Raw genomic sequence first — 20693 nt, 5'->3', positions numbered from 1 at the left:
GTTGCTTGAGGCACCATCCCGAAAATCCCCTCCTTCAGAGTAGGAAAAACGTTAATACGCGAATTTTTGTGCTCGAACTTCACAGGAGCATGGACGCCATGGTTACCAACAATCCTCCGGAAATGGCCGGACCCATCGGAACCCACCGATCACCGTTGATCTTCTGCACCACCACCGCGTGCGCGATAAAAAGAAGTGAGGTCGCCAGCATGAAGACGGGAGCCGCGTTGCTGCTCATCCCGATCCAGGCTCCCGCTGCTCCGGCGAGCGCGACGTCGCCGCCCGCGTGCGTATCCTCTCCCTTTAGAAGTCCGGCGATGGTCAGCGCCATCCAAAAGCACAGGGCGCAGACGGCGGCTCCGAGCGACCGAATAAGAGGATCCGCCTCGAAGGGGGAGAAGACAAGGCCTGTGAACAGGAGGAGCCAGGTTCCGAACTCCGGAATGACTCTGTTCCTGATGTCGATCCACGACAGGACGATGCAGACCCAGAAAACGAAAACGAAGGAAAGCGTCTTAAGGGACCATTCGGAAAGCAACAAGGGAAGAAAGGCCGACACGGCGCCGACGAAAGCCTCGGACATCGGGTAGACATACGTGATGCCCGTCTTGCATCTGGGGCAACGCCCTCCTCTGACGAGCCAGCCCAGCACCGGGACGAGACTCAGGGGTGAGAGAGGGGTTTTGCAGCCGTCGCAATGAGACTGTGGTGCTGACAGGAGTTTTAGGAGGCTTTCCTCGCCCGTGAACCTAGATATTCGGTCCGCCGCCATGCCGGCGAAGCTCCCAACGATCGTACCGACGACGAACAGGAATGCCGTGGCGATCGCCATCGCGGCGGGCGCATCCCCGGAGTTCAGGGAAAACATGAAGTTTCCGAAGGCTTCGGTCAGGAGTGCCATGTCATCGTCCGGAGGTTGCGAGAATGCCTATTCGGGATGGTGACTCAAGGATTCATTTTTGGGAAGTAAAATTGTTGCCCTTAGTCGATTCCCTAGAGGGCTTGGCGATTTCGGAAGAGGCTGCGATGGCGAAACCACACATGCAGGATGCCCATGACGAGAATTCCTCGGTCAGTTCGGAGATCGGGTCGTTTCGGGAGAACCAGTCCCTCTTGCGTTCCTCGGACATGTGTTCGAGGGACGCTACGACCGTCCTGGCCTTGCGTTCGTAGCAGGATTTCATGACACCCGTCATGGTTCTGGCCAGCGTTTGGGTGAGGTTCGAGAGTTCGCCTTCGTTCGCGTCCTCCGGCATCATCGCGATGGCGGAACTGACTGCGGTCTCAATGACGGTTCGCATCAAGCGCTCGAGAACCTCCTCGCGGCCCACCCTGAAATCATAGACAGCAACGGTTTCAGAAAGGCCTCCGGCGACGGCCGCGGCTGTCATCCGAACGGACGTGCGCGGGCGCACGTTGTCGTCCTTATAGAGGTCGTGGTCCCAGGTGTCGTCCACGAGAGCGGCGACATCGGCGATGTTCCTGGCGGCAGATTTGATGTCGATCTCGCGGCCTCTGAAATAGGCTTCCGCAATAATGTCGGCAGCAGCGGACCGGAAGGGCTTCGCGTCGGCTGCCGTGACTTCGCCGACGTTTTTCCCGGCGACGAGAGCCGCGACCTCGCGAGAGAGAGCGTGTGCCTGTGTAACAGGTTTCTTGAGAACGTCTCCGTCGAGCGCGCCGTCGACCCCCTGGCCAGATCGCGCGAGCGCAGAGAAAATCGCCGCGTTGTGGCTCATGAACTGCTGAATGGCGACCTTTTTCCGGAATCTCTTGTCCTGGCGATCCCAGTCATCGGCGATGGTGTCGCCGGTCGTTTTCTTGTCCGATCTACGCAATGCCACGGCATTTCTCCGTCCGCTAGGACGTGGATACCCTCACGTCCAGTTCGTCAATTTCTTCCTCATCGAGGCCATTCGCACCCAGGAACCATGCGAAGGTCTCCACCATTGGATCCAGAACGCACTCACCGTGGTAAAACGAGTTCCTCAAAGCGTTGGCTATCGGAACGAATAAAAGAAGGGGGGCAGCAGCTTCGATGTCCGTGACCCTGTAACCGAGAATGGCTTCCGGGTCCTTTTTCAGGCGCGTCAGAAATCCGCCACGACCACCGGAAGCGGCGACCGGCATCGCCCAAGAATTCCCTGCCGAGATAAGGATGGCGGGAAGGAAGAACGTCGGAGAAACCAGATCATGAGGAGGAATTCTCAGGCCGGAGAGCATGGCTCCCTCCGTGCCGACAGCCCCCGTGACGCACGCCTCGATCATCGTAAGTGTGGTTTGAGGTACCGCCTTCCTGCCCGGTCGCATGTTATCCCGCTTTTCGCCGGCGGACATGGCCTTGGCGATCGTTTCTGGGGAAAGAGGCATCTTAGAGGCAGCCGTGCGGGCGAGCGCCGCGAACATCATGTCGACCCCTCCAGCATCTCTCACCACAAAGCCGGAGACAGGCGCATCGATGCCCGCCGCCCTCAACGCTGCGGCACCGGCCTGCGCCACCTCCTCTGAAGTCCCGGTTTCGGCCAGGGCCGAGAAGCCCAGCGGTTGTGAGGCGACCAGAACGGCGCCGTCCACCGACTTGATTGAGAACCCGTCGCCGAGCCAGCTCCGTACCTTACCCTCGTATCCTTCGATCATGATTCCTTAGGTCCCCGATGCTTGTCATCCGAAACTGAATCTTTACAGGCAGCAGAGACTGCCGCAACCTTTCCCAAGGATTTAATCTAAAGAGGACTCCGATGGCGGACGACATCGCACATAACCCTTTCCTCAACTGGTACGCAGGACTCGTTAAGATCGGCGGAATATCGAGCCACAAGAAGGAGAACCTTCTTTTGTCGGACATCGGTGGCCGGCGATTCTCCATCGGAGTTCACGATGGAAAACCGCTTCTCGCCTGCCTAAAAGGCGATGTCGAGGCATTGAAGGGGATTCGATGGTCGCGAGCGCTCATCAATATCGGAGCGGGCGGACGGGACTGGATCGCCCTCAAGTCCAAGGACGTTCGCCGGGATAGGTCCGAAATTGCACAAGGCATTCCAGCGCCTCGTTCGCCCTGGGGCGTCAAGGGAACGACCAAGCAGCCGCTGACCCTCTGGATCCCGGTGACCAGCGGCCGCCTGTCCGTATGGACGACCGACGAAGTCGAGATGCCGGAGAAGCTGTGCCTGGGATTGATGGGAAGAAAAAAGGGAGCGCCACATTTGCGTGGCGCTCCCTTTATGGAAATTTCGCTAATTACCAAGGGCACGACCTAGGTAGCAGCACTTGATCCCGACGTATCTAGAGCCTGAAGATAAAGATCTAGAACAGCCTCTTCTTCCTCACGCTCATGAGGTTGCTTTTTTCGGAGGCTAATAATACGCCTGAGGCACTTGATATCAAAGCCGTTCCCCTTCGCTTCCGCGTAGACATCTTTTATGTCATCGGAGATTACTTTCTTCTCTTCTTCGAGGCGCTCAATGCGCTCTACGAATGCGCGAAGCTGGTCCCCCGCCACGCCGCCTGGATCTGACATGTTTCGTTTCTCCTTGTGTCGCAGTGAATTCCGCGTTGATGAAGGATTGGCATGTGGCAAAGGGCGTGTCAACAAAATTTGCTGATCAAATCCTTACGCGCCAAATTTCGGGGCGTTGAAAACGCCAGGTTCCGGAACGTGATCAAGGGATTCGTTGGTAGACGGAGCTGCCGCCGCCGGGGCGATCTCCGGGGATACGGAAGGCGTATAGCCGAGGGCGGTGGCGAATTCCGGAGAGTCCTCGAAAACCGCGCTGATGTCTTCGGACTTGACGCTTAACTCGGTCCTTCCGGACACGCCTGTACCGATCGCCGGATAGAGTTCACTCATTTCTGTCTCCTGGATGCTTGCGTTGTGTTCAAACAGACTGCTCAATGTAAGTAGGTAGAATTTCCCGCGACCGCGCAAGGAACAACGATGGTTCGTCTCGACAAGGATTCGATGGACAAATGGATGATGCTCCTCCCAGGTGATCTGAAGGGAGTCGTTCAGGAGCAAACCGACTGTAGCGAAGAATCCTTAAAGGTTGTTAGCGACGGACTTGGCGAGCTGTCCTCACTGACCGGCGACGGCCAGGTGGAGAGGGTTCTCGACTTCGTCTATAGAAAGCAGGAGGATTTCGCTAACCTGGATCGCGCGCGGCGCATCCGGTTCATCGCATGGATGTCGGGACGGCCGCATTCGTTGTCTCCGAAGCATTTGGCTATTCTTTTCGATCCGAAGCGCAGGTACGCGGCGGCGGGCGAGGACGAAGAGGACGGGGATGCCGGGGATAGCACGATGGAAAAGATCGCGCCGGTGTTCCTTCAAGATGTCGTGGAATTGATGCAGGCGCTGGGTCCTAGGGCCGCACGCACGATTTTCGACGGGGAAACGCTCGCGATCGTCGCGACGGCGGGATTCGAAATGGCTCAGAAATCGACGCCTGGAGCAGGAGGGGTATAATGAAGAAGTTTAAGAACACAATCAGGGCGGCGTTCGTCGGTGGTTTGTGCGTCCTTTATCCGATCGGGGCCATGGCTACGGATGCCTGTGATCCGCAGGTCGAGCAAATCCTCAACCAGCAACGCGAAGCCTATATCAACGGGATGTCGGATCTGGCGGACCAGAACTTCTCCCGGCGCTCCGGGTCATTCGCGTCCACAACCTGTCTTGACACGTTGATGACCACCGGGGGGTTGGATATCTTCTTCAAGCCGCCCTCACTCAGCGGCATTCTCGACATGGTGAAGAACCTCGCCTGCGATCAGGCATCTCAGATCTTCGATCAGGTACTCGGGGGTGTCGGCGGCGGCGCGGTAGGGCAGCTTCCGAGCGGTATTATTGGAGGAGCTGACCTAACGAGCGCCCTTGGGGGTACCGCCAGAGGATTCATCGACAACGCGACATCCACAGTCGGCCCGGGTTCCGGATCGGGCGTGAACATCGACAACACAACATCCACGCTTGAGGACTTGTTCAAATGATTTCATTTAATCGAATGATCGCGGCAATCGGGATGTTCTCGGGCGTAGTCGCGGCGGGATCGGCTCATGCCGCCCCGGTCGTCTTCGACGATAACCCGGAGACGGCGCAGGCCAGGATCGTTCGATCCCTGTTTCCGGGCTACATTTCAGAGCGACCCGGTATGGTGCTCGAGTCGTCCGTGCTCGATCTGGATCTCGACGACACGGGCGAAATCATCGCTCGGTTCGTTCATTCCGGATCCTGTTCCAGAGATATGAAAACATGCCGCACCGTGGTGTTGAAGCATTTCTACAGGGGAACTACGGGAAATTGGAAGATCATCTTTGATCGGGCGACATCAGCGATTGAGTTTGGTGCGCCTCAAAGAAGACTTCCGGCGCCGATCACCGCTGACGGGATCACCTGGACCTACACCTACCCGAACTACAAGCCAACCTCTTCGGATCTCGGTATGCCGATCAATTTGGAGCGAGTTCCGCCACAAAGCGTGCGCGGGATCGCTGGGGCGTTCGGCGAAGGGGCTCTTAAACTCGCGGAAACGGGGTCGGACCGCGTCTCATACGAGTATGGAGCTGTGAAAACTGAAGACGGCAACAGACTTCTCATTATCAAGCAGACGGGGGATATGGCCTGTGGTGACCTGATCGGCTGTCCGGTCCGGGTCATTCGCGAGGCGAACGGGAAATGGGCGACCGTTCTGGAGGCGGCGACCGTCTCCGATGTCCTCCAGGCCACCGCCATGCGCAAAGGATTACCGGACCTCGTGACGAATACGCCGAATGGATTCGTCGTATTCGGCTGGGCCGGCGAACAATACGGGATCGTAGATCGCGTCGAGGCGGTGGAGGTGCGTAAATGACAACTTTTGGGAAGACTGCCGGGCTGAGGGCGGCTTTGGTCGCCGCCGGACTGATGGCCAGCGTCAGCTGGGCGGCCGCCAGTGAGTTGAACGTCGCTATGTTCAACAACAAGACGGGTCTGTCGACTGACACCAGCGCCATCCAGGAAACATGGAGCGCCTTGCAGCAAATGGGGACGGATCAGTTTCTCGGTGGTGTCATCGGGAACTTCAAGCTCGACGAGAGTTCGATGATTGCGGGCGCGCTATCGCTTGGCGTGACCGAGTTCGACAATTTTTTGAGGTCGGGGTCGGTCTCGTCCGCTCTTGGCGGTAACGTTCTTGACAATCTCACCGAGACCATGACGGGAGGCGCTGGTATCAACTTCTCCGATTTGACAGGCAGCTTCACCTCCGGCGGCGGTCAGGTTGCCTCTGTAACGGGGAGCACGGCGCCGACCACATTTTCAAGTGTTTCGGGGGGTGCCCAATCCGATGGCGCTTGCGATCCAGAGATCGCTTCCGCCCTGGTCGCGAACGCAAACGACTACGTTAACCAGATGACCAGTGCTGCCCAGTCCGACGACGTCGGGTTCAGTCAGATGGAAAGTACCTCGGGCGGCGGTCAGTCCAACGGGTTCGCGGGTCTCGGATGCCTAGACAAACTGTTCCAGAACGCCGGAAGCGACATCCTCTTTAAGCCACCGAGTCTGTCGAGCCTGACATCGATGCTTCAGACTTGGTCTTGCGACAAGGCCGAAGGCGTGGCGCAGCAGGTTGCTGGAGCCTTCGGCGGGGGAATCGATACCTCCAGCCTGGGCGGGTTCTTTCCCGCAGAAACAATGGGGGAGGCATTTGATGGCATAGGAAGAGGAATCAACTTTTCAGGCGGACCAAGTAACCCATTCGGTTTCTTGAGCATCGGAGGTCCTTCGGGGAGGGCTACGACGCTGACGGACGTTTTTCAATAAGGAGCAACAAGCATGACAACCACTCTAAAAAAAATCGCAGCAGCCGCAGTTTTTTCGGTCGTCTTTGCCGGCGCTCCGGCATTAGCGGAGACTTCGTCCGGCGGGTCATCGGGGACATCGGGCGGCTCCAATCCCGGGGGGCTATCGAGCGCCTATGGCTCTAGTATGCCGCCTGTTGCAACAGGAACGTGTTGCGGAGGGTATTACGACCATAGTCACGCCAACGAAAACGGCGTCCGCATCATGACTAATTTCAACCAGAAAATCTCGGCGATGCAGCTCGCGATCATCGAGGCTTTGCGTCTCGCGACGGGTCAGCTCTCCGGCAACAGTCGCGAACAGACCGGCGCGCAGCACACCCTCGCTGACCAGCAGGACGACCGCGCGACGGTGAAGCAGATCGAACGCACCCGTATGGATGCGATGGCCTCGGCCGTGTCCGGTGCCTCCTCGTGCAAGATCGCCACTGGTTCTTCCGGCGGCGCGATCATCACGGAGGCGAATGCGACAAAGAGAGCTATCACCAACGCCCAGAATAAATGGGCTCAGGGCGACGAAAGCATGCCGAGTAGTCTCGGGCAGGATCCGGCCGCGCTGGCGCTTCTCGACGCGCACTGTAAGAAGTACGCGACAGCAGCGAATGTCGCGGCGGGCCTCTGTGAGACCGAGGGCGACATCCCAGGTGGAGACATCGCGGTCGACGAATCCATCTTTATGCAGACGGATAATGCAACCTACGGCATCAGCGAGAAGCGCATGGAAGCGGCGAACGCGTTCATTGCGAACGTTGTCAATCCGGCACCCAAGACCACCGTAAGTGACGCTCAGGCAAACACTCCGGAGGGCAGGATCTTAGCACAAATGAAGAACGCGTCTAATGCAAGAATGTCGATCTCGAACGAGACTATGGCCTATCTGGCGGCGCAGGTGCACCGGAAAAAGGACGGAAAGACGATCGATTGGGCACAAGGCATCGCCAATGAGATACCGGGGTTCAATGCTGCCGTGTTTGATGACGGCGTGGCAAACAAGGATTTCCTTATGCTTCAGAGTCGCCAATTCCTTCTCAGCCCACAGTGGGCAGTCAAGTCGGACAAGGATGAGGCTACGGCCATCAAGGAAGTAAAGAACATCCTTGCCGTGATCGCTTATCAGGGTTTCGAGAATTATCAACTCCTCGAAAGAATTGCGACGAACCTTGCAGCCCAGACCGCTATCCTCAGTGAACAGTCCCCGCTGACGGGCCGGGGTCTCTAAGGATTAAGGTATGGGGGAGTAGAAATGGCCTTGAAAAGACGTGAAATCTCGGCAAACGAGACGCCGGAAGACGACTTCGACGACATGATGATCGAGGACGCTCCGGTTGCGGTGAAGCCCGCCTCCCCGGCCGCCGAGGAAACTCAACCGGCGTCGCCGGCGGAAGAGACACAGAAGAACGAGCCGGAAGATGAGGATGACTTCGCCGAGGGTCTCGCGAAGCTGAGCGAAGGAGTTCAGGCTCGCAGCACGGATGAGACCGTCGTCGCGCCGCAGCCTCAGTCCGCTCCGGAAGCCTCCGCCGTCGAGACACCGAACGTTGGCGGCGAAACCTCGGGCAGCGAGAGCGACTCGGGGGAAGCCAAGGAGAAAAAGGACCTCGACGATGAGCCTGATCTGAAGGCGGAGGCGGCGAATGACGACCTTCAAAAGGCGGCTATGGCGGCTGCCGCGCAGGCGCGGCAGAACCAAGAGAGGCAGCAGCATCACGGCGGCTATGGCTCAGGAGGCGTGTTTTCTGCTTTTCTCGGAAATCTCGGGAAGCGACTCGCCCCTAACAAGGGTTTGTCTCCGACGGAAGCCGCCATGAAAAAGTATTTCAATACCCGCGAGCGGCGCATTCCCAACAATCTCAATGCGCTCAACCACCAGGCCGACAAGCTGGTCGGATCCATCGATGCCTACAACAAGTCGATCCTCGGGAACGACAAGTTGAAGGCACTTGAGGGCACGGCCGCGATGAAGGGCATCACCCTCTCGGAATACGTTGGGCAGTTGCAGGCGAACCCGTCGGGCGATCCGACGGGCGCGAACATCCTGAGCGACGTCCTTAAGGATCCGTCCGTCCGCTCCAAGCGTTCCGCAATGGCTGCGGAACTCGAGAAAGCGGAAACTTTGTCCGATCGGATTAACAAGGATATCTCAGAACTGTCGTCCAAGGCCAAATTCAGCCCGGATCCGGCGAAGCTTCAGAGAGAGATGGAATTCTTGGCCGAGCGCGAGGCGGATATTGCCAAGAAGATAGAAAAGAATGCGCCGGATCTCGTGTCGAAGAGCAAGGACGACAAGGAATTCGAGAAGAGAATGAAGGAAATCGCGGAGAACATGCGCAACATGATCATCGCGGTCGTTAACAAGATCGCCAACGCCGTCGGCGGCGGCCCAAAGGCGGGATAAGGGGCGCTCCACCGGAAGATGCACGACCTCTTCATCATTGAAGCGCCCGGCAAGGCGAAGCAACTGGAGGCGATCCTGTCGAAGACAGGGTCGCCCGTTCGCGTTCAGGCGACGAAGGGGCATCTTTACGAGATGCCGAAGAAGCTCACGCCGATGGGTATCGATACTTTATTTCGGGAGTTCGAGCGCAGCTTGCGTGATCACGAACTCGGAGAACGAATTCGAAACGAAGCGAAGGAGGCGAACAGGGTTTTTGTAGCGACCGATGCTGACCAGGAGGGTGATGTCATCGCTTGGGATGTCGCGGAGTTGATCGCTGATATCCATCCCGATGCCATGCGCGTTCGCCTGAAAGGCATGGACGAAGAGTCCGTCAAGGCCGCTCTCGACGACGTAACGCCGGTCTACAAGAAGGATGCGGTTCCCGGAAGAACCCGTGCGATCATCGACCGGATGATCGGAGGGACCTTTTCAGGAAACGGTGTTTCCGTCGGGCGGGTCGGATCTGCTCTTCTCGGCTTGGTTGATAAGCATCCTCCCGCCGTTGAGCAATTGAGGCTGGTCGCGAGGGCCAAGGACGGTGGCCGTCCCTGGATTGTGGACTGCAAGGTGGAAGGCATCATAGATGCCAAAGTCGCTCGTCAGCTAACGAAGGTGAGTTTTCCAGCCCTTGAGTTCAAATCCGAGACGACCCCGACATCGGTTCCGCCCGCACATACAGGCGACATCATGGTTCGAGCCGGCGACAGACTAGACATGTCTCCGAAGGAGAGTTCGACGGCTCTTCAGAAGCTATACGAGGCCGGTCGTATGTCTTACCCCCGGTCTGGCTCTCGCGGCATCTCGAAGGGGACGCTGAGCAAGGTCGAAAAGATCCTGCGAAAGGCGGGCTACGATTTCGATGGATCGAAGGTCGCCGAGAAGTCGGAAACCGAAACCCATGATGCCCCCTACCCCATCGGCAACGTCGCCGTCAGTCAGGATCCGGTGCGGCAAGGACACCAGGAGGGTCTGCGCACGATGGTAGGGCGAGATCTTCTAAAAAGCGGTCAAGAGCATTCGAACCAGAGCGCCGACACGAGCAGGATCGGTGCCTTCCTCGTCAACCAGGGCTTTTCGAAGAACGTGGCCGCGCACATCGCCGGGTTGGACTGGCGGCGCGAATGCGGGCCAAACTATCCCGGACAGCAGCGTTGGCCAGAGTCCAAGGTCACCACACGGCGGCTCGACACGGCCTTACTGGAAGCAGCAGTGAAGAACGGACTGGGACGTCCGTCCACATGGGCGAACCACATCGAGGGATTTATCGCCAGGGACCTCGTCGACGACAACATGAAACTGACCCAAAAGGGTTCGGAGTGGCTTTACTCCAGTCCGGTTGCGCTCAGGGATCCGAGAGTATCCGCGGCGATCGAAGCAGCTTGCGAAAAGACGTTGCCAGGCATGATGGACGACCCGGAACGAGAACCCTGGGAGTTGCTTGCGGAAAAAATTGTGACCGCCCTCCCAGACGCGTTGAAGATCCCGATGCGCAGTCGGATCGATGCGGTCCCGCCGCAGCCGAAGAAGGACCCGCTGGCGCCATTCGTAGAAACCGTCGGTTTGGACGAAGCTCTAAAGACATACAAAGAAAACACCTACAAGTGCGACGGCATCGCTCCGATCTTCCACGACGATTGATTGATGTCGATGTCCACTGGAGAAAAACCATGAGTATTTTCGTAAACGATGCCGGCACCCCGAAAATCTACGCCATCGTGGATGAAGCGTCCGGCGAAGTAGTCTCCGCAATCATCTCTTTCGGCTCTGCCGAGCGGGAGAAGAAGAATATTGAAGCCGAGACAGGGCGTAAGCTAGCTATATTTAATCTGACCCATCCGCGTTGTCCCAAGTGGATTCTTGATATTGCCTGGGCGGACGAAGCTTATTGCCTGGGTCAAGCCGCCAAATTCGACCACAATGCATCCGTTTGGAGGAAAAAAGCCGATAAATTAATCAAGGAAGCCGAGCAGTATGAATCGACCGCGGATGGTTGGAGAGCGCGCGCCGAGGCCGCGGCAACGATCAAAGCGCCGAAAATGTGAACCGGATGAACGGTCAGGCCGCAACGGTGGAAAGCGCCCTACCTGTAGACAAAAGGACGGCGAACTTGTCGGATTTCATCGCGGCCTCCCTTGGTGTCTGAGCTCCACACAGAGGAACGCCGGAAACATAGAGACACCAGGATCCGCCGGGAGTGTCAGGACGGCGCGTGATCTTGCAGGGAAGCCCGAGAGCGTTTTCCGACTTGAATGGCCCCCCTTCCCTCCCTCTCCATCCTGAAGGCGCGGCATCAAGGTTTCCGGATACATGCCTTGAGGCGCCCTCCCCCGAAGACAAAGAGATGGCAAGGTCCGCAATCTCCGCGATCACCACCATCGTCGACCGGCGTAACTTGCCCCTGTTTACGGCGGCGCCTACGACACTCATGGCCGCCGCCGACACGGTGTCGCGCGCGGCCAAACTGAGGCGCCGACCCCCAAAATCGATACGCGAACCGGAGGCTACTATCGCACTTAGGGCGAACTTTGCCGCGCGACCCACCTCATCATGATCGTCATCGCTCGCGATGATTCGTAAAAGACCCGACAACCGGGCTACGGAGTTCGTTGTGTTTTCAATGCCTGCGAGGTGCGTCATGAGTTCTCCAGCCGTCTAAATAAGGATACACGGTGACTTGGAATAAGAAGAATGAAATCGTCGGAAAATATTCTCTCCAAACGTCAGTTGTGAGCTCACAACCATCCGAGCGCAATGCTGTCGGCTTCACTTCCAGTTTCTCCTGATGATTGACCATTTTCCCTCATTATAGCCGAGTTGTGAGCTCACAACTTTCGCTTATATTACTGATTTAATTATTGTTTTTATTTTTATTAACTTTTTATTAATAAACCAAACATAGCCGAGTTGTGAGCTCACAACTCAGCCAATCAAAAGACCTTCCAACTCGCTATAACGGCGCGAGGATAAGCTTAGTTGTGAGTTCACAACTCGGAACGGGGGAGGGTGCTTAATTTGAATCTCGAGTTTCTCGGGCGCGTGCGCCCTGCCCCATTGGAAGGAAGCTCTCAATCGGCTGATGTCGAGTATTGGGCGGTCAGTTGTGAGCTCACAACCGATGCCAGGTACAGCAGCTTCCGATCCGCCCGGAGCGGTGTCAGAAATTCTGAGAGGCGCACTGCCGATTTGCGGAACCTAGTCAATGAGTAGGGTCCATCCCGCCGCGCGTTCACTCGAATAGAAACCGTCATCAAGCTCCTTCCTTTTCGTCCCGTTAGTCGATCAGAAGGAGTCTCATGTGTCGAATTTGCCCGCTTAAAACAAGCCTCATTAAGGGCGGATCGGAATTCTCGAAACAGGACTCCTGGTCGACTTCGAAACGTTATCGACCAGGCAAGTTGTGAATTCACAACTCGGGGCCTGCGAAGAATTCGAAACACCTGCTCACCGAAGACACGATCGTTCTAGAGCGGACCCCATTAAGCGAAACGACAGCTGCAAGCGGAAATGCGGGTGAATTTTATCGAGCGCTGAAAGTTCGACGCAATGCGGCGAAACAAAGAGCGGTTAAAGGAAGCGCGCGATTGGTGCTCAATATCCAATCGGTTGCATAGTTGTTCATTGGTGCCGGTGAGGGGAAACAGAGAAACCCTCGCTCGAGATTAACAAAAACTGTGCATATACATTTAAGGTTGGTTACAAAACCGCCCAACGTGGTTTTAAATCAGCGCACATCGCCGCACTGATTCGCTTAAAATCACCAAGTGGCGCACGGGCGGCTCGCGAAACGTTTCAGTTCCGAAAACGCGAAATTTATGTCTAGGTTTAATATGATGTTAACCAACCACATGTGATATCGACAACGGGACTTTTCTAATTAAACGCTAAAGACGTGAAACCACGGAAAAGAGCGTTGGGAGAAGCGAATGACCGCAGCTGACGACTTTTCTTACGGCACGATGCCGAGCAATGAACTCGCGAAAGACAGCATCGAGAAGATCGACCAGCTTCATTGGACGCTGTCTCAAACTCTCGACGACATCGGGCACAAGGCCTTTCCGCCTGAGGCCCGCAAGCGCTTCACACGCATGTTCACGACGGGGGATCTCGAAAAACTCCTTGGCGTGCCGGAAAGTAGTTTTCGGTCGTCCTCCATTAAATCGGAGGGCCCACAGCCGGAGCGGATGGCGAACAGACGTCGCGTCTATTCTCTCGAGCAGGTTTGGGAGCTGAGGGAGTTTCTCGCCGAGAAGCGCCCGAAGGACGCGCTTCGTTTTCTCCCGCACAGGCGGGAAGGCGAGCACACTCAAATTATTGCTGCGGTCAACTTCAAGGGCGGATCGAGCAAGACGACGACATCTCTTCATCTGTCTCACTACCTCGCGCTTCAGGGCTACAGAGTGCTGGCCGTCGACCTCGACCCACAGGCATCGCTGACGACAACGTTCGGACTGTTTCCGGACAAGGATGTTAGTTACGCGGACACGATCTACTCAGTCATCACTTACAATGGCGAAAAACGACCGATAGAGGAGGTGATCCGGAAGACCTATTTTACCGGACTCGATCTCATACCCTCAAACCTGATCGTGCAAGAGTTCGAATTCGAAACGCCTCAAGCCCTAACCAGCAAGGTTCACGATCCTTACGGATACTTTTATGAGCGCCTGGACAATGCCTTTTCGGAAGTCTCCGACAGATACGACGTAATCGTCATCGACACGGCTCCGACGTTAGGATACCTGACGCTTTCGGCGCTGTTCGCCGCAACGGGCCTCATTATTACCGTTCATCCGGCCATGATGGACATCGCTAGTTGCTCACAGTTCCTGAAGATGATGTCGGACACGGCTAAGGTGCTGACGGACAGGGGAGGGAAGTTCGATCACGATTTCATTCGTTTTCTGTTGACCCGCTACGATCCGAACGATCATCCGCAAATTAAGACTGCCAGCCTCATGAGAACGCTCTTCCAGGATGATGTTCTCATGAAGGAGGCACTGGAGTCCACGGCGATCGCGGGGGCTGGCATCGCGAAGAAGTCTCTCTACGAAACCGAAAGCGGCGAAGTCGGACGAGAGCCTCTCAGGCGTGCACTTGAGAGCATGGATGCCGTCAATGATGAAATTCTGAAGCTAATCCACCAACAGTGGGGTCGATAAGATGAAATCAAGGAATGTCGGTCTCTTGGAAGTGTCCAAACCTGAGCCAAAGGAGGTTCCGGAGGAGCGGATCAAGTCCCCGGTCGTAAACAGCGTCGCCAAGGTTATGGACAACAAGAAGGACGACACGGCCGTCTACCTAAATCCGTTCGATGTCGAGCCGAGCTTTATGCGGGATCGGTACGACATGGACCCGGAAGCTCGGGAGAAACTCGACCAGCTGAAAGCCTCCATTCGCGACATGGAGGGGAACTATGCCCCCGCAGCCGTTCGTCCTCACCCGAAGGAGCGCGGCAAATATCAGCTCGTTTTCGGGCACCGAAGACATCAGGCGATCAAGGAACTGGCCAATGAGAGCGCCGAGCCGAATAAATGGCTGCTGAAGGCGTTCATCAACAGTGTCTCGGATGAAGAACTCCTTCTTCTTCAAACCAGCGAAAACGCAGAGAGGTTGGACCTCACCTACATCGAGCGTGCGTCATGGGCGCACAGCCTCCTGAAAAACACCGGCCTCACCCAGAAGGACATCGCACCTCGACTCGGGTTAGAGAAGGCGTCCCTGTCGAAAATGCTTTCAACCGTAACAAACATACCCGAGGATGTGCGATACGCCATAGGGCGTGCGGAAGGCGTCGGCGAACCTCGCTGGATGGCGCTGTCGAAATTTCTCAAGAACGAACATCTCGTCGACCTGATCCGACTCGAGATCGGGAAGCCGGATTTCCCGGAGTTGTCGTCGAAAGAGAGGATGGAGCGCGCGCTTCTGGTTATGAAGCAGGCAACTACGGCCGCAAATAAGGCTGCGCAGAAGTCGAAGAAGCCGGCTCCTAAGGCTCAGCCCTCAGTACCGGCTGAAACGCTCATGCACAATGGTCGGCAGATCGGCATGGCGCGAACCAGCCAAGCGGGTATGCATCTGACGATTTCCTCCGAAAACGCAGAATTCGGAGAATGGATAAAGCAAAAGATGTCAGATCTATACGAAGAATTCGCGACGGAGATGGGGGAGGGCACATCCCGGGTCGATTCATCAATGGACATGCGCCCCTAACCAATGCCAGCCAGGCGTCAATCGCTGGCGACGAGAGAGTGAAGATCTGAAGGCTTCGTGTCTCCGGCGGGCGTGGTGTCGGCGATCTTCCATTCACCTTGCTCGATGCGCATGATCGCATGGCCGGAAGTCCATTTCGGAGCATCGGGAGTCCCGTAGTCTAAATTCTGACGTTGCGCGGACAGCTTTGAAGCACGAGTCTGCGCGATCTCCGCCTCGAAAAACGGAACCATCACCCATCGTTCACGCTTGTTGCCGGAGGTCCTGCTTTCCTTAATGACGTCCTTCGGGCAGTTAGCGAAGAGCATCTTGACGATTTCCTTCGGCGTGCGTTCCTCGTCGCCCCCAAACCGAAGCTCCCGATACGCTCCGTCCTTCATTCGACCGGCGAAAATGACGCCGACGTGACCGAATAGCCCGGCCTGATCGAGTTTGGTCTGCACGTGAGCCAGACCCGTGGTGAAGGTTTCCGTGACGATCGCGTCAGACAGAATGGCGACCCTTGCCCGGGTAGCTATCTGCGAGCCTTCAGAAGGCGGGAAGATGCTGCATGCCGCTTCCTGAAAGATGAAGGCGTTGTCTTCCGCGTCTTTCGGTGTCAGGATCTCCACCTCCTTGGCTTCCAGAACGTCCCCCGAAAGCACGGCCTTCCTCAGGAGAACCATACCCTTGGTTCTGAGTCCCTTCTTCTTTAGCCCCTCGAAATTCGGGATCTTCCTGCCCATGATCGGCTTTTGCACTCGAACCAAATACTCGCGCAAGGGCAATCCCGGTGCATCCGAAAGAACCACCACCCTTGCCCCTCCATCATCCGCCCAACCGACGACACGACCCGGCACCGTATAGGTTCGAACGTCTATCTGCTCGCTAGCCATTGTGAAAATCTCTCCATGCTCTCAATATTGATTGACTGTTTTTGAGGACTGATCATGTACCCTAGCGGATCCTGCTACGACACCGAGGCGACGGACGCCGATGTCAGGCATGCACAAATTCTGCAATTTGGAACGATTCAGACGGATCGCAACCTTACGGAGATGAGCCGGAAGGAAGTTCTCGTCAGACGGCTTCCTTACGTTCTTCCCTCCCGAGAGGCGCTGGCGGTTACCGGATTCAAGCCGGCTACCCTCGATGCCCCGGAGAGGGTATCCGAATACGACGCTGCCTTGATGATCGAAAGAGAACTGAAAGCGAGGGGATACGATCCAAAGCTCTTCGTCACCTATAATGGTATTTCCTTTGACGACGAGCTCATCAGAACGACCTTGTTTCGCAATCTCAGGGACCCTTACGTAACCTCCGGAAGAAACGCCTATCGTCTCGACGTTCTCGCCCTTGCGCGCGTCGCTAGGTCCACGATGCCGGACATCCTGACGATACCGATACGGGAGGACGGCTCCGAGAACTGGAAACTCGAGGCGATAGCGCCGGCGAACGGCATCGAGATCACCGCTCACGACGCTATGGGCGACTGCAAGGCCACTCTGGATATCGCCAGGAGAATCAAGGAAAGGGCGAAATGGCTCTGGAAGCATGCCGTCGCGGCCGGAAACACCTCTCGGGTGGATAAGATGCTCTCGTCCGCGATGGCGGACGGGAGGACCGTGTGGGTCTACACGCATTTCGGCGCTCCCGATCTGGTTCCCTGCAAGGTGCTCACCACGAACAACAAGAAGCGCTGGTATCTAGCCGACATCCGGAGGGACGATCTCCCCACGAATGCGGACGATGTCCGAAACCTGATGTACACAAGGGATACGCCGATAAAGTCCATTCGGGCCGCAGCGGCTCCTTACGTTTACGAGGATTCAGACGCCCTCCGAATCCTCGACGGGATGGGTTCGCGGAAAATAGCCGAACGGTTGACCGTTGGCAATAGCTTCGATGACGTAAGGAAAGCGGTTGCTGAAGCAATTCTCAATGAGAAATACGAGAATGACAAGGATTCCACGAGCGAGGAAAGGATCTACGACGGTTTCCCCAGCGACAGGGATCGAGCCAGAAAGCAATTATTCCACAACTCCGACAGCTGGACCGAGAGGTCCGTGATAAAGTTCGACGACAACAGGCTATCGGATTTTGCCGGACGTCTCGTCATGCTTGCCCACATGGAGGGTCACGAAATACCCGCCAATCAACTGGAAAGGGCGCAGGAAAACTGCCTGGACGCGCTGAACAGGGTGTACGTTCCGGAGAGAGAGGCGAATTGGACCACCCTCGAGGGCGAATTTAGAGATTGCGACGATTTCGAATATCGCGCCTGGGCGGAAAAGGCATTCGCCCTGGATGAGCCGGAACTCGCTCCACGAGAGGTTTCGGAGATGCCGAGCGGGTGCGAGGATCATGAAAAGGGACATCAGATGTCCCTTGGGATTTGACTGACGTGCAACTCCCTCAGTAGATCGGTAGAGCGGGGCCGCGATCCTCGCCTCTGGATCTTTCCGCCACTTCAACTGGAGGCAGCTTGTAGACGGCCACCAGTAGAATTCCCCGTAACGCGCGCGGCGTTCTGCGTCTGTTTCGGTGTACTCCAGAGGGCTTATCTGACCTGTTCGTTGAAAACCCCGTCCTATAGGGCGGGGAAGACATTAACTTAAGACCGTTCTTAAACAGGCGTGATAAAACCAGCGAGCGCCGAGGATGCTCATCCACGTCAGCCCGACGCACGCGCAGGCGAACAGCCAGGCAAGAAGGTAATCAACGCCTCGCGCGAGAATGTCGGGAGAGGATGCCAGTTCCAACAGGTAGGAAACCGAGACATCCGGAAGACCACCCGCCCGCTCGAATCTGAAAATAGCCGCGTCATAGCTGAACAGGGCACCGAGCATGAAGGCACCGAGGAGAGCGACGTTAACAATCAGACCGCCGCCACGGATGACGGATTCGGCCGTCTGCTTCATCATCGAAATAAAATCCATATCAGCGGACCTCTCGTTCTTCCCAGTCGATGTCACGATGGTTCTTACCCCCGGAGCCGACAGCGTATCCGCATTCGGAGGCGGCTTCATCCTTGCCGTAAATGTCCGGATACACCCGAACGTGACCACTTCCGTCCGGCCAGGCGGTCCAGTAACCGATGATTACCGGAACACGCAAGGGGGGAGTCCGGTCCGTTCTGTCGTCGCTATCGATCAGATTGTTCATCCGTGAAACAGAAACACCAAGAACCCAGGCGGCGATCTCACGGACACGTTCAACTCGTACGCAGCCGGAGGACATCGAGCGGATCCGCTCGAGGAACGCGTCCGGCCTGTTTGTATCGTGAAGATAGATGCCGTTCGCGTTGTGAAGCCCGATCTTGACCAATCCGAGCGCGTTCTGGGAACCAGGGCGCTGGACGAAACGCGATATCCTGTCCGACAGACCAGCGGCCTCGTAGGGCGAGATCTTGTACCCATCAAGAACGACATCGAAACCCGCCGCGTCGAAATATTCCGGGTCGCGGTCGAGCTTCGATCTCCAATCCTTGCGCCTGAGTATGCTCTCAGGGACGGTCCATGTTGGGTTCGCCCGCACGAATGTCGCGAAGGTCGTCATTTCGGGGGTCGGCGTCTCGGGGTTTCCCACGACGGCACGACTCTCGATGACGGGAATTCCATCCTCATAAGCCGTGATGACACCAGCCGCGATATTTACCACGAGGGCCTTCCCTGTCTCAGGAAGTTCAAGACCATCGATTCTCTGCAACGTGGATAGAGCCGCGGCACGTTTGATGCCGCAACTGGCGTCCGCAGAAGATTGAAGCCTGTCGCGCACCCAATCGACCGCATCCGATGCCGAAGCGATACCTGTAAGCGCCACGAAGGCACCGAAGGCAAGAGGTATGAGGCGTTTCATCGTCCGATGCTGTCTCTGTGTGTGGACAGGGCTTGCGCCTCAGAGACTTGCTCCGGAGACATCGTGATCTCCAGGCGCTCCATCTCATTGCGGGCGGCGAGGCCGTCGGCGCTGCTCTGCCGGGAGGCCAGATTCAGCCAGTAGTGGGCCAGTATCTTGCTCTGTGCCACAGCCTGTCCGCGCATATGCATCTGCGCGAGCTGTCGTTGGGACGGCGCATGTCCCGCTCGAGCCGCGAGCGTGAAATGTCGCGCGGCCTCAGACGGATCCTTGACGACGCCCTTTCCGTTGACGTGTCGAACGCCGAGATTGTAGCGCGCCGACATGTCGCCGGACATCGCCAGCTTTTCGAGAGCCGAGATCGAACGTACGCTCATGTCGGTCTCGAAGGAGCTGGAACATGACGAACAGTATTCGGAGGCGAAATGATCGCGGGCGGCGGCTTGGTTCATCGAACCCGTCACGGAGGAGAGACGTCGCAGCGCGTCCGAATCGCCGTTCGCAGCGGCAAGATGTCGGAGCCGCCTGATTTCATCCGAGGATGACGTTCCGCCGCTGCCGTCGTCGAGAAGATCCGCCAGGCGGTACTGGGCGGACGCGTGACCTTGCTCGGCGGCCATTCGGTATTCAAGGAAAGCACCTTCCGTGTCACCCCGGGTCTCGGAGATGAGCCCCAGATTGAAATGCGCGGCCGCACTCCCGCCCTTGGCCGCCGAGATGAAGTGATTTTCGGCGCGCTCGAATCCACCCGGAACGCCTCGGCCGTTCGCAGCCATGACTCCCAAGTTGTTGAGCGCACGGGCATCGCCCTTCATCGCGGAGGCTCGATAGGCTTCGGCCGCCATAGAGTAGTTACGAGGCACTCCGATGCCGTGCTGGTAGACGTAGCCCTTCTCGAAGTCCTCCTCACCCCTGGACGGACCCGCGATTTCCGCCGGGAATACGGGATAGACGTTTGTTCTCTTGGTGGTCCCCCCTTGGCACCCGGCCAGAAGCAAGGCTGCGAGTGCGGCCGACAGTACGGTAATGAATCCTATCTTTTTGGGATTTACTTCATGCGCCATTGGAAACTCCGGGGGTTGAAATCCTTTCTTCGATGCTAACCCCGCATCTGAAGAATGCTCAAGCCCTGGAAGGCCATGGGACTCGATTCAGGTAAATAAAAGTGAATTTACGGAATTAGATCAGCCGAGATCGACGTATGAGGGACGATCCTCGGAGAGCCCGTCGAGGTAGAGCCGATCCGCCCGGGTGAGCCTGTTCACGCAGCTGTCGATACCGGAAAGAGCCGACGTCGTTTGGGTGTCGCGTTCGGCGATCCGGCGCGCTCGAATAACTCGAGCGACCCTTTAACGTCTTCCCCGCCCTGAAGGACGGG

General features: G+C 57.0%; 22 protein-coding genes. 12 read left to right on the top strand and 10 right to left on the bottom strand.

The genetic code is table 11. The annotated features are described in order from the left end of the window. Positions 1 to 79: 79 nt before the first annotated feature. Genes E1297_RS11950 through E1297_RS11940 form a run of 3 tightly spaced genes read right to left on the bottom strand, consistent with a single transcriptional unit; the run spans position 80 to position 2637 of the window. On the bottom strand, positions 80 to 901 hold the full coding sequence (locus E1297_RS11950) for an A24 family peptidase (protein ID WP_155138337.1): 822 nt from the start codon (positions 899 to 901) through the stop codon (positions 80 to 82). A 52-nt stretch (positions 902 to 953) separates the two neighbouring features. After that, entirely contained in the window at positions 954 to 1844 is an 891-nt protein-coding gene (locus tag E1297_RS11945) for a hypothetical protein (RefSeq protein WP_155138335.1), read from the bottom strand. A 16-nt stretch (positions 1845 to 1860) separates the two neighbouring features. Next, positions 1861 to 2637, bottom strand: a complete 777-nt coding sequence (locus E1297_RS11940) for a hypothetical protein (RefSeq protein ID WP_155138333.1) — start codon at positions 2635 to 2637, stop codon at positions 1861 to 1863. Positions 2638 to 2738: 101 nt separating this feature from the next. On the opposite strand from E1297_RS11940, the gene E1297_RS11935 reads away from it, so the two are divergent. Continuing rightward, positions 2739 to 3257 carry a hypothetical protein gene (locus E1297_RS11935; RefSeq protein WP_155138331.1) on the top strand — a complete coding sequence of 173 codons (519 nt, stop codon included), beginning with the start codon at positions 2739 to 2741 and terminating at the stop codon, positions 3255 to 3257. Here the strand turns inward: E1297_RS11935 and E1297_RS11930 are convergent. Further along, positions 3254 to 3517, bottom strand: coding sequence for a DUF2312 domain-containing protein (locus E1297_RS11930; protein ID WP_155138329.1), 264 nt, complete (start codon positions 3515 to 3517; stop codon positions 3254 to 3256). The two genes, E1297_RS11935 and E1297_RS11930, sit on opposite strands and share 4 nt — an antisense overlap. 93 nt (positions 3518 to 3610) lie before the next feature. Next, positions 3611 to 3847 carry a hypothetical protein gene (locus tag E1297_RS11925; protein WP_155138327.1) on the bottom strand — a complete coding sequence of 79 codons (237 nt, stop codon included), beginning with the start codon at positions 3845 to 3847 and terminating at the stop codon, positions 3611 to 3613. Between the two features lie 87 nt (positions 3848 to 3934). Between E1297_RS11925 and E1297_RS11920 the strand changes: the two genes are divergently transcribed. The 8 genes from E1297_RS11920 to E1297_RS11885 all read left to right on the top strand — a co-directional run bounded on the left by E1297_RS11920 (position 3935) and on the right by E1297_RS11885 (position 11310). Then, positions 3935 to 4462: a hypothetical protein gene (locus E1297_RS11920; RefSeq protein WP_155138325.1), complete on the top strand. Its 528-nt coding sequence runs from the start codon at positions 3935 to 3937 to the stop codon at positions 4460 to 4462. Beyond that, complete coding sequence (locus E1297_RS11915) at positions 4462 to 4983, top strand: hypothetical protein (protein ID WP_155138323.1); 522 nt, start codon at positions 4462 to 4464, stop codon at positions 4981 to 4983. The genes E1297_RS11920 and E1297_RS11915 overlap by 1 nt, the downstream gene beginning before the upstream one ends. Further along, positions 4980 to 5843 carry a hypothetical protein gene (locus tag E1297_RS11910; RefSeq protein ID WP_155138321.1) on the top strand — a complete coding sequence of 288 codons (864 nt, stop codon included), beginning with the start codon at positions 4980 to 4982 and terminating at the stop codon, positions 5841 to 5843. Before E1297_RS11915 ends, E1297_RS11910 begins: the two co-directional genes overlap by 4 nt. Continuing rightward, a complete protein-coding gene (locus E1297_RS11905) occupies positions 5840 to 6793 on the top strand; it encodes a hypothetical protein (RefSeq protein ID WP_155138319.1) in 954 nt (317 codons plus the stop codon). The genes E1297_RS11910 and E1297_RS11905 overlap by 4 nt, the downstream gene beginning before the upstream one ends. Before the next feature lie 243 nt (positions 6794 to 7036). Beyond that, entirely contained in the window at positions 7037 to 8050 is a 1014-nt protein-coding gene (locus E1297_RS11900) for a hypothetical protein (RefSeq protein WP_155138317.1), read from the top strand. A gap of 84 nt (positions 8051 to 8134) precedes the next feature. Beyond that, positions 8135 to 9226 carry a hypothetical protein gene (locus E1297_RS11895; protein ID WP_155138315.1) on the top strand — a complete coding sequence of 364 codons (1092 nt, stop codon included), beginning with the start codon at positions 8135 to 8137 and terminating at the stop codon, positions 9224 to 9226. A gap of 18 nt (positions 9227 to 9244) precedes the next feature. Then, positions 9245 to 10906: a DNA topoisomerase gene (locus E1297_RS11890; RefSeq protein ID WP_155138313.1), complete on the top strand. Its 1662-nt coding sequence runs from the start codon at positions 9245 to 9247 to the stop codon at positions 10904 to 10906. A 29-nt stretch (positions 10907 to 10935) separates the two neighbouring features. Further along, a complete protein-coding gene (locus E1297_RS11885; RefSeq protein ID WP_155138311.1) occupies positions 10936 to 11310 on the top strand; it encodes a hypothetical protein in 375 nt (124 codons plus the stop codon). Between the two features lie 13 nt (positions 11311 to 11323). Here E1297_RS11885 and E1297_RS11880 read toward each other — a convergent pair whose 3' ends face one another. Next, positions 11324 to 11905: a hypothetical protein gene (locus E1297_RS11880; protein ID WP_155138309.1), complete on the bottom strand. Its 582-nt coding sequence runs from the start codon at positions 11903 to 11905 to the stop codon at positions 11324 to 11326. Between the two features lie 1286 nt (positions 11906 to 13191). On the opposite strand from E1297_RS11880, the gene repA reads away from it, so the two are divergent. Then, positions 13192 to 14427 (top strand): plasmid partitioning protein RepA, encoded by a 1236-nt coding sequence (gene repA / locus E1297_RS11875; protein WP_244327728.1) that lies wholly within the window; start codon positions 13192 to 13194, stop codon positions 14425 to 14427. A 1-nt stretch (position 14428) separates the two neighbouring features. Beyond that, entirely contained in the window at positions 14429 to 15478 is a 1050-nt protein-coding gene (repB, locus tag E1297_RS11870; RefSeq protein ID WP_155138307.1) for a plasmid partitioning protein RepB, read from the top strand. A 17-nt stretch (positions 15479 to 15495) separates the two neighbouring features. On the opposite strand, the gene E1297_RS11865 is transcribed toward repB, so the two are convergent. After that, complete coding sequence (locus tag E1297_RS11865; RefSeq protein ID WP_155138305.1) at positions 15496 to 16353, bottom strand: hypothetical protein; 858 nt, start codon at positions 16351 to 16353, stop codon at positions 15496 to 15498. 54 nt (positions 16354 to 16407) lie between these two features. Here E1297_RS11865 and E1297_RS11860 point away from each other — a divergent pair, with 54 nt between their 5' ends. Further along, positions 16408 to 17856 (top strand): exonuclease domain-containing protein, encoded by a 1449-nt coding sequence (locus E1297_RS11860; protein WP_155138303.1) that lies wholly within the window; start codon positions 16408 to 16410, stop codon positions 17854 to 17856. 210 nt (positions 17857 to 18066) lie between these two features. Here the strand turns inward: E1297_RS11860 and E1297_RS11855 are convergent, their stop codons facing one another. Genes E1297_RS11855 through E1297_RS11845 form a run of 3 tightly spaced genes read right to left on the bottom strand, consistent with a single transcriptional unit; the run spans position 18067 to position 20379 of the window. Next, positions 18067 to 18396 carry a hypothetical protein gene (locus tag E1297_RS11855; protein ID WP_155138301.1) on the bottom strand — a complete coding sequence of 110 codons (330 nt, stop codon included), beginning with the start codon at positions 18394 to 18396 and terminating at the stop codon, positions 18067 to 18069. A gap of 1 nt (position 18397) precedes the next feature. Continuing rightward, positions 18398 to 19315, bottom strand: coding sequence for a L,D-transpeptidase family protein (locus E1297_RS11850; RefSeq protein WP_155138299.1), 918 nt, complete (start codon positions 19313 to 19315; stop codon positions 18398 to 18400). Continuing rightward, positions 19312 to 20379, bottom strand: coding sequence for a tetratricopeptide repeat protein (locus E1297_RS11845; protein WP_155138297.1), 1068 nt, complete (start codon positions 20377 to 20379; stop codon positions 19312 to 19314). Before E1297_RS11845 ends, E1297_RS11850 begins: the two co-directional genes overlap by 4 nt. Positions 20380 to 20693 lie beyond the last annotated feature (314 nt).

Source organism: Roseibium sp. RKSG952, from assembly GCF_009711355.1.
This window is presented reverse-complemented; position numbering and strand designations above follow the sequence as displayed.

Bases quoted from the DNA above. Each gene is read 5' to 3' on its own strand.
- E1297_RS11950 (WP_155138337.1), bottom strand. From the start codon at position 901: ATGGCACTCCTGACCGAAGCCTTCGGAAACTTCATGTTTTCCCTGAAC.
- E1297_RS11940 (WP_155138333.1), bottom strand. From the start codon at position 2,637: ATGATCGAAGGATACGAGGGTAAGGTACGGAGCTGGCTCGGCGACGGG.
- E1297_RS11935 (WP_155138331.1), top strand. From the start codon at position 2,739: ATGGCGGACGACATCGCACATAACCCTTTCCTCAACTGGTACGCAGGA.
- E1297_RS11930 (WP_155138329.1), bottom strand. From the start codon at position 3,517: ATGTCAGATCCAGGCGGCGTGGCGGGGGACCAGCTTCGCGCATTCGTA.
- E1297_RS11925 (WP_155138327.1), bottom strand. From the start codon at position 3,847: ATGAGTGAACTCTATCCGGCGATCGGTACAGGCGTGTCCGGAAGGACC.
- E1297_RS11920 (WP_155138325.1), top strand. From the start codon at position 3,935: ATGGTTCGTCTCGACAAGGATTCGATGGACAAATGGATGATGCTCCTC.
- E1297_RS11915 (WP_155138323.1), top strand. From the start codon at position 4,462: ATGAAGAAGTTTAAGAACACAATCAGGGCGGCGTTCGTCGGTGGTTTG.
- E1297_RS11910 (WP_155138321.1), top strand. From the start codon at position 4,980: ATGATTTCATTTAATCGAATGATCGCGGCAATCGGGATGTTCTCGGGC.
- E1297_RS11905 (WP_155138319.1), top strand. From the start codon at position 5,840: ATGACAACTTTTGGGAAGACTGCCGGGCTGAGGGCGGCTTTGGTCGCC.
- E1297_RS11900 (WP_155138317.1), top strand. From the start codon at position 7,037: ATGACTAATTTCAACCAGAAAATCTCGGCGATGCAGCTCGCGATCATC.
- E1297_RS11895 (WP_155138315.1), top strand. From the start codon at position 8,135: ATGATGATCGAGGACGCTCCGGTTGCGGTGAAGCCCGCCTCCCCGGCC.
- E1297_RS11890 (WP_155138313.1), top strand. From the start codon at position 9,245: ATGCACGACCTCTTCATCATTGAAGCGCCCGGCAAGGCGAAGCAACTG.
- E1297_RS11885 (WP_155138311.1), top strand. From the start codon at position 10,936: ATGAGTATTTTCGTAAACGATGCCGGCACCCCGAAAATCTACGCCATC.
- E1297_RS11880 (WP_155138309.1), bottom strand. From the start codon at position 11,905: ATGACGCACCTCGCAGGCATTGAAAACACAACGAACTCCGTAGCCCGG.
- repA (WP_244327728.1), top strand. From the start codon at position 13,192: ATGACCGCAGCTGACGACTTTTCTTACGGCACGATGCCGAGCAATGAA.
- repB (WP_155138307.1), top strand. From the start codon at position 14,429: ATGAAATCAAGGAATGTCGGTCTCTTGGAAGTGTCCAAACCTGAGCCA.
- E1297_RS11865 (WP_155138305.1), bottom strand. From the start codon at position 16,353: ATGGCTAGCGAGCAGATAGACGTTCGAACCTATACGGTGCCGGGTCGT.
- E1297_RS11860 (WP_155138303.1), top strand. From the start codon at position 16,408: ATGTACCCTAGCGGATCCTGCTACGACACCGAGGCGACGGACGCCGAT.
- E1297_RS11855 (WP_155138301.1), bottom strand. From the start codon at position 18,396: ATGGATTTTATTTCGATGATGAAGCAGACGGCCGAATCCGTCATCCGT.
- E1297_RS11850 (WP_155138299.1), bottom strand. From the start codon at position 19,315: ATGAAACGCCTCATACCTCTTGCCTTCGGTGCCTTCGTGGCGCTTACA.
- E1297_RS11845 (WP_155138297.1), bottom strand. From the start codon at position 20,379: ATGGCGCATGAAGTAAATCCCAAAAAGATAGGATTCATTACCGTACTG.